This is a genomic window from Hymenobacter gelipurpurascens (genome assembly GCF_900187375.1).
In the GTDB taxonomy this organism is placed as follows: Bacteria; Bacteroidota; Bacteroidia; order Cytophagales; family Hymenobacteraceae; genus Hymenobacter; species Hymenobacter gelipurpurascens.
This window is the reverse complement of record NZ_FYEW01000001.1, coordinates 2,196,238-2,210,221: the sequence shown is the minus strand read 5'-3', so window position 1 is coordinate 2,210,221 and position 13,984 is coordinate 2,196,238. Positions and strand designations below refer to the sequence as shown.

Genomic DNA, 13,984 nt, shown 5'->3' with positions numbered 1-13,984 from the left:
TTGCCCAGAAAACAGCATACACGAAATCGAGTAGCCTCAGGTCTTAGCTTATCAGCTAGGCCACTCTAGCGCCCCATTTCTGTTCCAGGATTTTTGGTTGTGGTGGCTTTACTAAATAAAACGCACGCGTCAGGAGCATTGCCAGTACAAAAAATAGAAAGCTATTAAATGAATAAAATGCCCGGTATGTATGCAGGTCATTTATTTTAATAAGATATTCACTGAATAGGTAAAGCATTACTGTTCCAGCCAAATATAATAAAACACCTATGGAAGCAATAAAGAGTGGTATTTTAAATAAATTGTCTTTATGATGAATAAAAACAGATTCTTCGAAATAAGCTAATATAAGTACGCTAACTAAAATACTTTCGAATAAATTGGTGTACGAATTTATTTGGTCGAACCCTTCAATAAAAAAGGAGTCTGCCAAAGCAAAGCATGCAAATGCAAACATCAGCCAGCGTATTACCTGACGTTGCTTTAATTTTTTTGCATTGTCGTGGTAAACTTGAATGAGGATCAAAGATTCTACCACTGTATTTAGATGTGCAATAGCAATGTTGTAGTGCCAGAGATATATGCCTAGCTGCATTAGCCAATAAGAGGCAAATAAGAATCCAGGTAGAATAGCTAGCGGGCGTAGGCCACCTGTCAAATAAGCCCGACGGCTCCATGCCATCCCAGTGGGAATAAGCATGGAGCAACCTGCGATTAGGTCAAAATAAGGACCAAATTGGACTAACCAAGAGGGCATGAATACCTCTTTAGATTATGAATTCAAAGGGTTCTCAATACTGCAGCAGGGAGGGCAGGGAGGAAAATCAGTCGCAACAGAAACTGAAGCAGTATCCGCACTTTCTACATCTGATGAAGCCGTCCGTAGTGCTGCCGTTGTGGTAGTGCTGATGATATCGTTCTCATCGGCATCAATGCCTACCATGACAAGCTTGCGGTTGCCGGCATCATCTAGGCCATAATACACTCTAATGCCTTCACAACCGGGCTGGCCTAGGATAGCATCTAGCTGCGACTTCTTAATGCAGTGGCCCTTGGGGGCGCCTGGGTTTTGGTTGCGAAAGTTGCGGGTCCACTGGCTGGCTTGGGTCAGTTCCGGAGACGCGTCTGAGGGTTGGGACTTCATACTAGGTGTGTAGGGAGTAAGAAAAATAGGGCGGGTAAATATACTAGTATCCTAATCTTACAGATAGGAAAGCCGAGAATATTCGGGGTATTGGCCTAACGAGATGCTAATAGCGGCAGCAGTTACCAGCATTGGGAAAGTGGCCTAGCAGCTACAGGCAGGAGCTGTTGCGCGCCGGAAGAGTGGCCTAGGCCTATTCCTCTTCGGGCTTGTCTAGCTCTTCCTCGTCGTCGAGGTTCTCGAATACTTGGTCGATGGCCGACTCGGCGGAGCGCAGCTTTTGCTTGCACAGCCGAATCAGTTCGGCGGAGCGCTGGACGCGGGCCGTGAGGTCATCCACATCCACAGAATCGGTTTCGAGGGCGCGCAGGATGGTTTCCAGCTCTTCGATGGCTTGGCGGTAGGTGATGGGTTGGGGCATGGGAAAACGAAAGCGCTAGGATAAGAATAAAGGAAGCTGGCCCTCCGCCGGCGTAGCAGCCGCTACCCGCTTCGGCGCAGGGCTGGAAACAGCTTTGGAGCGAGTAGGCGTCGGAGCCGGCACGAGAGGCAAAGGCGCCGCTGTGGTCGGAATTTGAACCTGGAGCAAACGTACCTCCGCCTGGTGCAGGAGGCGCTCGGCGGCGAGCTGCAGCTGAAACCGGCGGTGCAGTAGTTGCTCGCAGCGGCGGCGGTGCAGCCGCCGAAACCGCTGGGCCAGCGCCCGGCCAAACGTACGCAGCCGGGCTTCCTGGCCGCGTAGGCCACTCTGCGCCGCCCGGTGCAGCTGGTGGCGGCGGCGCGTAAGCTGCTGCTCCTGCTGGCGCAGCTGGGCCCGCGGCGCGGCGGCCGCCAGCCGAATACGCTGGTGCAACTCCTCGCGGTGCCCGGAAAGCTGCTGGCGGGCCTCCTGGTGGGCGCGGCGCAATATGCGCTGCAAGTGGCCTACGGCATCCTGCACGCGGGCCTGGGCCAGTTCCCGAATACGGCCCCCGTAGCCTTCCAGGGCGGCTTCGAGGCGCGCCAGGCGCTCTATCAGGAAGGCGGCTACGGCGGTGGGAGTTTTGAGGGACGTGTGCGCCGTGAGGTCTACCACGGCTTCATCGCGCTCGTGGCCAATCCCGGTGAGAATGGGCAGCGGAAAAGCGGCTACGGCGGCGGCTAGGCCATAGTCGTCGAAGGCTAGCAGGTCGGTTTTGGAGCCCCCGCCCCGGATAATCACGACGGCATCGTACTCGCGTCGGCGCAGCTTGATGGCGGCCAGCGCCGTCCGGATGCTGGCCGGCGAGTCGTCGCCCTGCATGGAGGCTGGGAAGAGCGTGAGGGCAAAATCGTAGGGCGCCTCGCGCAGCTGCTGCACGAAATCCTGCCAGCCCGCCGCCGTAGGTGAGGAGATAACGGCCACGCGCTGCACGCCCAGGGGCAGCGTCAGGCGCTTCTGGCGCTCCAGCAGGCCTTTGGCCTCCAGCTTCCGCAGCGTTTCCAGCCGCTGCCGGGCCAGGTCACCGACGGTATAGGTGGGGTCGAGGGCCACAACATCCAGCGAGAGGCCAAACTGCTCGTGAAATTTGATCTGCACACGCAGCATCACTTTCAAGCCCACTTTTAAGGCTAGGCCAGTTTGCTGCTCGAAGGCAGGTGCCAGCTGCTGATAACGCTGGCTCCAGATGGTAGCGCGGGCCTGGGCTTTGAGCTGGGCGCCGCGCGCGGTGGTATGCTGATCGGAGAGGGTGAGGTAGCAATGCGCCCCATCGAAGCGCGGCACGGTGAGGTCGGCAATTTCGGCCAGCACCCAGTAGGACTCCGCAAACCGCTCGCTCAGGGTCTGGCGCACGCGGGCCAGCAGCTCCGCCAGCGGCAGCGCGGCAGGCGGCAGAGCGGAAAGGCCTGGATCCGGACGACGGTTGTACAGTGGCATAGCCTGCAAGTTACGAAAGGTGAAATGGAGAGATAGTGAAATAGTGAGTTTGATGGGCTACAGACTGTAATGTGAACTAGAAGCTAAAGCACTAGTTTCCCTCCTCAGTTAAGGAGGGGCTAGGGGTAGTTGAAGTGGTTAGAACGATTTCTAGAGCCAAGACTACTTAGTGAAAAGAGATTCAACGATTGTCAACCACCCCTAACCTCTCCTCGGCTGAGGAGGGGAACTAGCTTGTAAGCTTTAGTATAGATGGATGGCGAAGGCTACTGTGCAACACCTACTGGCCTAGCGCTGTCTTTGCGTTCCGCAAAAGGCTTGGCAGAATGGACTATACCGCAACGCAATAAGGTTTTTCGCTTACCTTGGTTTTCGCATTCGAACCTTCCCACACCACACTTCTCCTATATGAAAAACCGTAATAGCCTGACCCTAGCCGCCGTAGCGGCCGCAGGTTTGGCCCTGGCAGGCTGCGCGTCGAGCAAAACTGCCGCCCCCACGGCTGCAGCGGCCACTACCACGGCTGCGCCCGCCGAGGAAGCCATGACGCCCGGCGTTGGTCTGAACGTAGCCAACGTGGACAAATCGGTAGACCCCTGCTCCGATTTCTTCCAGTTTGCGAGCGGCAACTGGCTCAAAAACAACCCCATTCCAGCCGCTGAAGTGCGCTGGGGCTCGTTCAATGAGCTGGCCGACAAGAACAACGCCGTGATGCGGCAGATTCTGCAGGATGCCGCGGGCAACACCTCGGCCGCCAAGGGCTCTAATGAGCAGAAAGTAGGCGACTACTATGCCACGGCCATGGACTCGATGGCGATTGAGAAAGCGGGCCTGAAATACCTGCAGCCAGAGCTGGCGCGCATTTCGGCCATCAAAGATTTGAAAGGCCTGCAGGCAGAAATTGCCCGCCAGCAGCTGTTAGGAAGCGGCGCTTTCTTCGGCAGCTATGTGGGTCCTGACGAAAAGAAAAGCACCGAATACGCCGTGCAAATCGGTCAGGGCGGCTTGTCGTTGCCCGACCGCGATTACTACCTAAAGGATGATGCCCGCTCCAAAGGCATCCGGGCTGCGTATACCACGTACCTGACCAACACCTTCAAGATGTTGGGCGACAACGAGGCTGCCGCTGCTAAAAATGCCGCTACCGTAATGCGTCTCGAAACGCGCCTCGCCAAGGCCAGCAAGAGCCGCGTAGACCTGCGCGACCCCTATGCTAACTACAACAAAATGACCGTAGCCGAGGCCAATAAGCAGTTCCCGAATCTGGGTCTGCCCACGGCTCTCAAGGCAATGCAGGTGGGTGCTGCCAAGGAAATCATCGTAGGCCAGCCCGCCTTCTTCAAGGAGGAAAGCGCCATGCTGAAGCAGGAGCCCCTTTCCGACTTGAAAACCTACATGCGCTGGCACCTGACCTCGTCCGTGACTTCGGCCCTGCCGAAAGCGTTCAGCGACGAGCAGTTCCGTTTTGCGCAGGTGCTCACGGGCGCCAAGCGCCAGCAGCCCCGTTGGAAGCGCATGAACGGCGCTACCGACCGCGCTCTGGGTGAAGCCTTCGGCCAGCTCTACGTGGACAAGGCCTTCACGCCCGAAACCAAGCAGAAGGCCATGGAGATGGTCAGCAACATTCGGGAGGCGATGGGTGAGCACATCCAGAAGTCAGAATGGATGAGCGAGGCGACCAAGAAAGAAGCGCTGCAGAAGCTGAACGCCTTCACGGTAAAAATCGGCTACCCCGACAAGTGGAAGGACTATTCCGCCCTGAACATCTCGCGCGAGTCATACCTGAAAAACATGCTGGCCGCTCGTGAGTGGGCCAGCATTGATAACGCCAAGCACTTCGGCAAGCCGATTGACCGCGGTGAGTGGGGCATGACGCCTCCGACGGTAAATGCTTACTACAACCCGCCGATGAACGAAATCGTGTTCCCGGCCGGCATCATGCAGCCCCCGTTCTTCGACCCTAAAGCCGATGACGCGGTGAACTACGGCGGCATGGGCGCGGTAATCGGCCACGAAATCACGCACGGCTTCGACGACCAGGGCCGCCAGTACGACTCGCAAGGCAACCTGCGCGACTGGTGGACCAAGGAAGACGCCGAGAAGTTCACGCAGCGCGCCGACATGGTGGGCAAGCAGTACTCGGCCTTCTCGCCGCTTGACTCGGTGTTCGTGAATGGCAAGCTGACCATGGGCGAAAACCTCGCCGACCTCGGCGGCCTCAACATTGCCTACACGGCCCTGGAAAAGCAGCTCCAGAAGCAGTACGGCAGCAGCGCCCGCCCCAAGTACGATGGCTTCACGCCGGAGCAGCGCTTCTTCCTGGCCTGGGCTCAGATCTGGCGCACCAACGCCCGCCCCGAGTACCTGCGTCAGCAGGTAATGACGGACCCACACTCGCCAGCGCAGTACCGCACCAGCGGTCCGCTGATGAACATGCCCGAGTTCTTCGAGGCATTCGGCTGCAAGGACGACGCCAAGATGGTGCGCGCCCAAGCTGACCGCGCTAAAGTGTGGTAGGCCACGGCCTGCACTAGTTGCCTTATCTAAAAAGGTGGCCTACACGCGTAGGCCACCTTTTTTGCGTTTAGTCCGTTACCGACAAACTTTGCCTTTCTCCCTTCCCGTATGAATTCATTTTTCCGATTGCTGAGCCCGCTGCTTCTGAGTGCCGCACTACTGAGCGCCTGCAATTCCAAACCATCATCAGAGCAAACCGCTACGGTGGCTTCTCCAGAAGTGCAGCCCGCGCCCGCTAGGCCAGTAGTAGCCACCGATGCGGCCCTAACGGCGCAGCTCCAAAACCCGCAGGTGGGCGACGTGTATGTGGTGCAGTTTCAGCCGCGCAACACCACGGAGCAGCGCTACTATTTCTACCAAGTGTTTGCTGTGCGCCCCAACGAAATAGACCTGCACCCCGCTAAAAAGGAAGTAGCAGGCCCACAAGCCGATAGCAACGCCCCCGACTTCTACTCCACGGATAAAATGACCTATACCCGCGCCGAAGCCCTGGAACTCCTGCAGGAACAGCCCGGTGACGTGCTGCACTCCCGCCTGATTGCGGTGCAACGACCGTAATCTGTGTGGGACCGAGGATAGGTAGAGTACGCTAAAGCACGTCATCCTGAGCAGCGCGAAGGATCTTGTCATGTCAGCACGAGGCACTAGGCCAGTCGTTCCGGCGTAGTAATATCCTTCGCGCTGCTCAGGATGACGTGCTGTGGCTAGGGGAAAGCGGCTTAGGCCACTTCTTCAGCCACCAGCTGCTCACTTCTTCGGCTCCACCACTTCCATTTTAATCTTGACGTCCTTCTTAGGCCAGTTGTAAGGGTCCAGCGGCTCATTTGCAATTTTATCAATGACATCGAAGCCTTCGATAACTTCTCCGAAAACCGTGTATTCGCCGTCTAGGCCAGGGGTGCCGCCGACGGTGGTGTAGACTTTCACTTGCTCCGGCGTGAGCGGGCGGGCGGCGGAAGCCTTGGCTTGGGCGGCCGTCATTTTCTGGCCCTGCACAATGTAGAAATCATTGTTAGAAGACAGCTTGCCGGGGTTTTGGGCGCCGTCGTAGCGGGCCATGGCCAGGGCGCCGTACTTGTGGAAATGCGCCGGCCGAATCTCGGGCTTCAAATGGTACTCCCGCATCCGGATAGTGCGGAAGTTGGAGTTGCCGCCCTGAATGGCAAAGCCTTTCACCACCCGATGAAATACGGTCTCATCGAACACGCCTTTGCGGCTCAGCAGCAGAAAGTTGGCTTTGTGCAGGGGCGTGTCGTCGTAGAGCTTGATGCGCATGTCGCCCAGTCGGGTGTGCATGATGACTTCCGTAGCCGGGTACTGCTGTCCGTAGGCCAGTATCTCGCGCTCCGCCACCCCGCCAGAATCCGAAAGTTGCATCAGGTCGGGCCCCGGAATGGTGGGGGGCACTGCAGGCGCGTCGACAGTTTCAGGCTGGTTGCGGTTGCAGGCAGTGGCCAGCGCGGCCGTTAGCAACAGGGTGGTGGCAAGAAGTTTCATAGGTAGAAAGAAGGTGGCCTAGGCAGCAGCAAACGGGCAAGAACGCAAAAGGTGCGGTCTTCAGTTGAAGACCGCACCCAAAAATATCCGTTTCAGGGAGTAATGCGTTTTTACCAGCCAGATCCGGCCGGGGTGTCCCAGCCATCGGAAGAAGCTTTTTTCTTTTTCTTGGCAGGCTGCTCGGTTTTCGTTTTCTCCTTTTGTGTCGGCGCATCGGGCGCTTTGGTTTTCACCTTCACCTTGTTGGTGCCCGCGGGCACGGCCGGTGCCCCGGGTATCGGCGAGCCGGCAGGAACGGCCGGAGCAGGAGCGGGTTCGTCCACAATGGGGGCCATGTCTTTGGCCGCATTGATGAGGTCGGGCCGGGCTTCTACTTTCTCCTTTTGCAGGGCAATCAGAATCTGCTGGCTTACCAGCTCGTTCTTATCAAACGCTTTCAGCTCCAGATCCAGCTTCTCCTTCTCTTCTTTGCTAGGCTTCTTTGTGAGCAGCGCATTGAGGTCGGGGCTGCCGGCGTCGCGCCAGGCGGTCATCCACATAGAGGCCACCAGGGTAGGCGCTCCTTTAAGGCGGTAGGCCACCTGGCCGCCTACTTTCTCGTGGTAAGCATCGGCGAAAGCATCGGAGTAGGCGCGGCGGGTTTTGCCGTATTTGTGCGAGAACACATACTTGGTTTCGGGCGTGTACTTGCGCGTCACGTCCTCCTCCAGATCGAAGGTAGCCCCCAAGAAGCCGTACGACTCCTGCACAACCTGCCAGATGGACGATTGCGGGTCTTTCAGGTACTTGCCCGCCTCAGCGTCAAGCTTATACTTGGCAATAAAGCGCTCGGGCAGCTTGCTTTCCCAGAGCGAGTGAATGCCTTCCTGCTTCGTGAGCTGCCCGTCGTAGTTCTCCGTGGTGTGCAGGGGCACGAAAGCGTCGCCGATATAGTGGCCTAGATCGGCCGAAAGGGTGATGATGGCTACGGTATCGCGCTTGCGGAAGGCCTCCGTGAGCTGCTCCTTCACGTCCATCACGGTCCAGGGCACGGTGCCGTACTTGCGGAGCGTATCGGCGGTGTACTTGGCCACGGCCTTGTCCCAGGTTTTGGGCATAAGGCCGAAGGGGTTGTCGCCGAAGTGGTCCATATCGATGAAGTGCCGGGGGGCCTCGCTGGGGTCGGCCTCGCGGCGCTCATCGGGCGCGGTGCTGCGCTTCACCAGCTCGGCCATGTGGCGGAAGTAAAAACTCCGCATGGGGCTCGGCAACGCATATACCGATAGCTGCGCGATGGTGCGATGGCCAAAGAAGCCCCAACCCTGCGACAGCAGCGGGCAAACCAAAACGACTAAAAGAGTGAGCAGTAGTTTTTTCATAGCAGCGCAAACAAGCCGCAACTCGCGGCAGCCCAAAGTTCGGCAATTTGACGTTTCCATGATGCAGGAATTCTGGCTTTTGCTGAAGCCATGAGTTGGAATGGGTTAGGGGCTGCACGAAAGCATGTACCTTTTGGCTTTTCCCGCGTTAGGGGTGTTATCTGCCCACCTGTTCCTGCTCTGCCTTGACCGTCATTTCCCGCAAAAAGCTCAACTACCCGATTGCCAAGCGCCTGCGCCACTACCTGCACCAGTACGATCGGGAAACGCGCCTGCCCGTCACCTACGCCGAGCTCACGCGCACCAGCGGCAGCTTCCCGCTCCTCGACCGCCAGGACCGCGATACGCTCTGGGAAACCGTGTTTTATGAGCCCCAGGCCCTGCGCGAACTAAGTGAAGGCCTGGCCCAGGTGTATGCCTTGCTAAAGACCGGCGGCGACCTGTCCTTCACCGATCATCTGCTGGCCGACCGCATCGATTATTGCCGCTTCGGCAACAGCAATCCGTTTCGGGTGCGCATCGTCAATCAGCTGAATGACAACTACGATTATTTTTATGTGAAGCGGGCCGATGCCTCCCGCGTGTACGGCCTGGAACTGGAGCATTTGCTCTCCCCGAATAGTATGAATTACCTCGTGCACGAGGATACGCTGATTGAGGAGCATATTGTAGGAATTCCGGGCGACGATTTCATCCGAGACCATCTGCAGCGGCCGCACCTCAACCAGGTGCGCATTGCCAAGGAGTTTGTGAAGTTTAATGAGCGGTGCTTTGCCCGGCTCCTGGGCGATATGCGGGCCTATAATTACGTGGTAGTCGCTACCCCCGACTTTGAGGATGAGCAGTACCGAGTGCGGGCCATCGACTTCGACCAGCAGAGCTACGAGGGTAAGAAAACCATGTACATGCCCCAGTTTTTCAAGGACAACCGCGCCGTAGTCATGCTCTGCAGCAAGCTGCTGGAGGCGGAAACCATCCGGCAGTACCAAGCCGAAGAGCGCACCCTGATGGCTCGTCGGGCCCGCTCAGAGCGCTACCGCCTCAAAGACCTGATGGACTGCATGCGCCGCGACGAGATTTCGCCGCCGGATAAGGTGGAGCAGCTGAAGCGGGAACTCAACCAGCACCACACCACGGAGTTGTTCACGGCCTGCCGGAGCATGGGCGACGTCGTGCGCCTGAACCTGCAACTGATGTTAGTCGGGCGGGCTGGTCGTCGGCGCTAGGCCACTTATCCCAGTTAGGTAGTAGGCGCTACCTGCTCTCGCTCCAGTAGCTCGGCCAGCTTGCGGTAAACGAACTCGGTGGCCTGCTGCCGAATGGCGTCGCTGTTGCCATCGAACTGCTCGCGGTACTCGTGGGCGTGGCCTTTAAACAGAACCGTCACGAACACGGTGCCCACCGGCTTATCCGGCGTTTCCGATTTGCCGGGGCCGCACAGGCCCGTAATGGCCACGCATACATCTGCCTCCGGGAGCTGGCGGTGCAGCCCTAATGCCATTTCATTGGTGGTCTGTTGGCTTTCGGCGGAGTAGGTGGTGAGGGTGGCTTTCTTGACGCCGAGCAGATGCTGCTTGGCATCGGTGTGGTAGGTGACGACAGAACCAAGCAACACTTCGCTCACGCCTTCCGCTGAGGCCAACTGGGCCGCCGCTAGGCCACAGGTGCAACTTTCCGCCAGCGCCAGCGTGAGCTTGTGCTTGATAAAATCTTTGATCAGGAGTTCGGTGTTCGGTTTTTTCATAGCCAGAAAGACAGTGCAGCGCTTGGCATACGCACCCAACTACGGGCAAGGTTGCTACTGTTCTGCTATGAAAACAGGTCAGCAGAACAGTAGCTCCTAGGCCTATTCCTGCTTATACACCGTGCCCTGCTTCATCACAAAACGCACGCGCTGCATCACCTTAATATCCTGGGTAGGGTCGCCTTCCACCGCCACTATATCGGCAAGCTTGCCCGGCTCCAGCGTACCCAGGTTCTCCGACTGGCCTAGCAACGAAGCCGCATTTACGGTGGCAGCGCGCAACGCCTGGGTGGCGGGCATGCCGGCCTCTACCATGTATTGGAACTCCAGCGCATTCACGCCATGGCGGTACACCGAGGCATCGGTGCCAAATGCAATCTTCACCCCGGCCTTATAGGCGCGCCCAAACGTGCCCTGCAGCTTCGGCCCGATGCTGATGGCTTTGGGCGTTACCAGAGGCGGGTAGTAGTTCGGAATCTTGGCCGAATCGGCCACGGATTTGCCGGCCGTGATGGTGGGCACGTACCAGGTGCCGTTTTTCACCATCAGCTTCATCGTCTCATCGTCCATGAGGGTACCGTGCTCGATGCTATTGACCCCGGCCCTGATGGCGCGTTTCATGCCTTCGGCGCCGTGGGCGTGGCAGGCCACCTGCAGGCCCAGGTCGCGGGCGGTTTCTACAATGGCGCGTATTTCCAGTTCCGTCATTTGGGCGCTGCTACCGTCTTTGGCCACGGAAAGCACACCTCCAGTGGAGGCAATCTTGATCAGGTCGGAGCCGCGCTTGTACTGCTCGCGCACGGCTTGGCGGCACTGGTCGGGGCCGTTGGCTACGCCTTGGCTAGGGCCGGGTATGCCCATCAAATCCTGGCGGTAGCCATTTGTGGGGTCCATGTGGCCGCCGGTGCCCGAAATAGCCTTGCCCGCCGTAAAAATGCGCGGTCCTACCACCTGGCCCTTGTTGATGGCATTGCGCAGCGCAATGTTCACGCCCGAGCCGCCCAGGTCGCGTACGGTTGTGAAGCCGGCCAGCAGCGTTTTGCGGGCGTGGTCGAGGGAGCCAAAGGCCACATCGGCGGGGTTTTGGGTGAGTTCCTGCAGGAAGTTATCCTTGCTGGTTTCGCCTTCCAGGTGCACATGGCAGTCGATTAGGCCGGGCAGCACGGTGCGGTTCTTCAGGTCGATAACCGTGTTGGTAGTGCCGGTGGGCATGGTATAGCCTTTTTCCACGGCCACCACCCGGCCTTTCTCTACTACCAGTGTCATTTCAGACTGGGCGCGGTCCTGGCGCATGTCCAGCAGGCGTCCGCAGTGCAGGTAGGTTTTTTGTGCCCAGGTAGGGGCAGCACTCAGTAAGGCGCTGCCAAGAAAAAGAGCGGACAAACAGTGGCGTAAACGGTTGGCCATACGGGAAGAGGAGGGAAGTGAGGATCAACAGAAGGGGTAAGATACGCGGAAGATAAACGCTGCAAGCAGCCTACTTCCATCGGATTACGTACCTTCCAGCCCCGGCCTGGCCGGACTGCCTCTAATTACCATCTTCACCTGTTTTCCTGCTCTCAGCCCATGGCTACGTCCGAAGAATTTGAAGCCGCCGCGCAACGCGCGCAACAGCTCCCCAGCAAGCCCTCTAACACGGTTCTGCTGCAACTCTACGCCCTCTACAAGCAAGCCACCGAAAGCGACGTTTCCGGCGACCGGCCCGGCGGCTTCGACTTCAAAGCCATTGCCAAGTACGATGCCTGGGCTTCCCTGAAAGGCAAGTCGCAGGCCGAAGCCCGCCAAGAATATGTAGCCCTGGTTGATTCCCTGTTTCAGGGCGCCTAAGGGGCGTAAGTGCTCGGCTTAGCACAATAAGTAAAACGTCATGCTGAGCTTGCCGAAGCATCTCTACCGCAGTGCTAACCAACTGCCCTACGAAGCGGTAGAGATGCTTCGGCAAGCTCAGCATGACAGGTACTTTGACTCAGCTCGACACTCATAAAAAGGCCCGCTTCCTGCACCAGGAAGCGGGCCTTTATGTTGGCTTTTTATGTGCCTAGACAGGCCTAGGCCAGGGGAGCAGCGCCAGCGTCGGGGGCGGCAGGAGGAGTAACGGGCTTAACGGCCGGAGCTGGCAGATCGAAGGCCTTGGCATCGTGCTCGAAGTGGCCCTTGTGGGAGCCGTCGCAGAAAGGCTTGTTGGCAGAAAGGCCGCAGCGGCAGATGCTGATCCGCTCGCGCCCAGCCAGGCCATAGGCGTTGCCCTGAGCGTCTACAAGTTCGAAATCGGTGCCATCTACGCGGAGGGAGCCATTGCTGAGGACGGTGAGTTTGGTGGCCATATAAGATGAAATGGTGAAGTGGTGAAATTGTGAGGAAAGGAGGGAGACGGTGAAATGGTGTGGTGGTGGGTTTGACGTTCTACTGGCCTAGGCCGCGCCACTTGCGCAAGTAGGTCCTGATGAACATTAACTCCCAATTTCACCACTTCACAAGTTTGCCTTTATTGCTTAACGCAGCTCTTTGCGCATGACGTAGTCGTTCATCCAGTAGGGGCCGATGGCAATGTCTTCCTCGTGATGACGCTGGAAGCCCTGGCGCTCATAGAATGCCAGTGCGGGGTTGTGGCGGTTCACGTTCAGCTCCAGCACCTGGCCGCCGGCCTGGCGCACGGCATCTTCTACGGCCTGAATCAGGAGCTGTCCAAAGCCCCTGCCCTGGTGCGAGGGCAGGATATAGATTTTGTTGAGATGATACGTGCCCGCTTCCGGCTTAGCAGAGTAGGAAGCAAAGCCGCCCGGCTGGCCATCGTCGTGCAGCAGCAGGAACTGGTGGCCCTGCTCCGTCATCTGCCGCTCCAGCGAGGCTGGCGTGTAGATAACGCGGTACATATAGTCGATTTGCTCCTTGGAAATGATAAACCGGTAGGTCGGCTCCCAGGTAGCTTCGGCCAGCCCGATAATCGTCGGGATATCGGCCAGAGTGGCGGAATGAATGGATACAGGAGCGGCGGCGGAAGCTGACATAGCCAGCAAAAAACGGCATTATTTCGCGCAAAACCGAACCCAAATCCGGTTTTGGCTCGTTTTTGGGACAGAAGTTGCCAGCTACGGCATACGGGGTGGCCTACCGCATCCGTTATTTCCCGTCCGCTCACGCATTCCCATTCCCATGAAAAAGATCCCGCTCGTTTTAGCCACTAGTTTGCTCACCCTGTCTGCCGCCGTAGCCCAGAAAACGACTACGACTACCAAGCCGCGCACCCAGTCGAGCACTGCCTCTGCCATAGAGCGCGACCTGGACATCTTCAGCGACTGGGTAAACGACAAGGTAGACCGCGTGGCCGCCGATATCCAGCGCGAAAAACCTCGCCTCAACGCTGAGTTTGAGCGCCAGAGTAAGCGAATTGATAAGGCCGTAGATAGCCTGACGGTAGAAGGCAAGAAAGAATACGACACCCAGAAAACGCGCTACGAAAACTGGTCTATTAAGCAGGACAGCCTTGATAAGGCAGCGCGCCGCCCAGCCACGGCCGCCCAGTCGCAGAAGCGCTTTTTGGGCGAAGACGTGGTGATAAGCCGCGCTAGGCCTACCGAGCTGCCCGACCTGTATGCGCGCTTGGTAGAATCTATGCGCGACCAGAAAAAGAACTGGACCGCCACCGACTGGAGCGCCGCCGGCGCCGTGCTCACCAACTTGAACGCCCGCTACGAGCAAGTGCGTACGCAGCTGCCGCTGGAAGAGCGCCTGCGCATCCGGAGCCTGCAGGGCGAGTTCCGTACGCTGGAAAAGGCTCGCAACGTAAAAGACGCCATCAACGAGCAGTAAACAATACCGGCTGCCGC

15 protein-coding genes are annotated in these 13,984 nt (G+C 58.0%); 5 read left to right on the top strand and 10 right to left on the bottom strand.

Annotated elements, in window-relative coordinates; genetic code table 11:
* Positions 1-55 precede the first annotated feature (55 nt).
* The 4 genes from CFT68_RS09320 to xseA form a co-directional block, all read right to left on the bottom strand.
* Entirely contained in the window at positions 56-757 is a 702-nt protein-coding gene (locus tag CFT68_RS09320) for a hypothetical protein (protein WP_141106504.1), read from the bottom strand.
* A gap of 15 nt (positions 758-772) precedes the next feature.
* Positions 773-1,144, bottom strand: a complete 372-nt coding sequence (locus CFT68_RS09315) for a hypothetical protein (RefSeq protein WP_088843162.1) — start codon at positions 1,142-1,144, stop codon at positions 773-775.
* A gap of 193 nt (positions 1,145-1,337) precedes the next feature.
* The gene (gene xseB / locus CFT68_RS09310; RefSeq protein WP_088843161.1) at positions 1,338-1,565 is read right to left on the bottom strand and encodes an exodeoxyribonuclease VII small subunit; all 228 of its coding nucleotides are present in this window, start codon (positions 1,563-1,565) and stop codon (positions 1,338-1,340) included.
* Between the two features lie 15 nt (positions 1,566-1,580).
* Entirely contained in the window at positions 1,581-3,041 is a 1,461-nt protein-coding gene (gene xseA, locus CFT68_RS09305; RefSeq protein ID WP_088843160.1) for an exodeoxyribonuclease VII large subunit, read from the bottom strand.
* Between the two features lie 408 nt (positions 3,042-3,449).
* Between xseA and CFT68_RS09300 the strand changes: the two genes are divergently transcribed.
* Together CFT68_RS09300 and CFT68_RS09295 are read left to right on the top strand one after the other, a co-directional pair.
* The gene (locus tag CFT68_RS09300) at positions 3,450-5,558 is read left to right on the top strand and encodes a M13 family metallopeptidase (RefSeq protein ID WP_088843159.1); all 2,109 of its coding nucleotides are present in this window, start codon (positions 3,450-3,452) and stop codon (positions 5,556-5,558) included.
* Positions 5,559-5,666: 108 nt separating this feature from the next.
* Positions 5,667-6,116, top strand: a complete 450-nt coding sequence (locus tag CFT68_RS09295) for a hypothetical protein (RefSeq protein WP_088843158.1) — start codon at positions 5,667-5,669, stop codon at positions 6,114-6,116.
* A gap of 189 nt (positions 6,117-6,305) precedes the next feature.
* On the opposite strand, the gene CFT68_RS09290 is transcribed toward CFT68_RS09295, so the two are convergent.
* Entirely contained in the window at positions 6,306-7,055 is a 750-nt protein-coding gene (locus CFT68_RS09290) for a peptidylprolyl isomerase (RefSeq protein ID WP_088843157.1), read from the bottom strand.
* Positions 7,056-7,165: 110 nt separating this feature from the next.
* On the bottom strand, positions 7,166-8,413 hold the full coding sequence (locus CFT68_RS09285) for a zinc dependent phospholipase C family protein (protein WP_170934745.1): 1,248 nt from the start codon (positions 8,411-8,413) through the stop codon (positions 7,166-7,168).
* A 185-nt stretch (positions 8,414-8,598) separates the two neighbouring features.
* Between CFT68_RS09285 and CFT68_RS09280 the strand changes: the two genes are divergently transcribed.
* Positions 8,599-9,639 (top strand): hypothetical protein, encoded by a 1,041-nt coding sequence (locus tag CFT68_RS09280; RefSeq protein WP_088843155.1) that lies wholly within the window; start codon positions 8,599-8,601, stop codon positions 9,637-9,639.
* A 14-nt stretch (positions 9,640-9,653) separates the two neighbouring features.
* On the opposite strand, the gene CFT68_RS09275 is transcribed toward CFT68_RS09280, so the two are convergent.
* Entirely contained in the window at positions 9,654-10,157 is a 504-nt protein-coding gene (locus CFT68_RS09275) for a CinA family protein (protein ID WP_088843154.1), read from the bottom strand.
* A 102-nt stretch (positions 10,158-10,259) separates the two neighbouring features.
* A complete protein-coding gene (locus tag CFT68_RS09270; RefSeq protein WP_170934744.1) occupies positions 10,260-11,564 on the bottom strand; it encodes a metal-dependent hydrolase family protein in 1,305 nt (434 codons plus the stop codon).
* 159 nt (positions 11,565-11,723) lie between these two features.
* Between CFT68_RS09270 and CFT68_RS09265 the strand changes: the two genes are divergently transcribed.
* Entirely contained in the window at positions 11,724-11,984 is a 261-nt protein-coding gene (locus tag CFT68_RS09265; RefSeq protein ID WP_088843152.1) for an acyl-CoA-binding protein, read from the top strand.
* Positions 11,985-12,205: 221 nt separating this feature from the next.
* Here CFT68_RS09265 and CFT68_RS09260 read toward each other — a convergent pair whose 3' ends face one another.
* Positions 12,206-12,481, bottom strand: a complete 276-nt coding sequence (locus CFT68_RS09260) for a CDGSH iron-sulfur domain-containing protein (protein ID WP_088843151.1) — start codon at positions 12,479-12,481, stop codon at positions 12,206-12,208.
* Between the two features lie 168 nt (positions 12,482-12,649).
* Positions 12,650-13,165, bottom strand: a complete 516-nt coding sequence (locus CFT68_RS09255) for a GNAT family N-acetyltransferase (RefSeq protein ID WP_088843150.1) — start codon at positions 13,163-13,165, stop codon at positions 12,650-12,652.
* 145 nt (positions 13,166-13,310) lie between these two features.
* Between CFT68_RS09255 and CFT68_RS09250 the strand changes: the two genes are divergently transcribed.
* A complete protein-coding gene (locus CFT68_RS09250; RefSeq protein ID WP_088843149.1) occupies positions 13,311-13,967 on the top strand; it encodes a hypothetical protein in 657 nt (218 codons plus the stop codon).
* Positions 13,968-13,984: the final 17 nt, after the last annotated feature.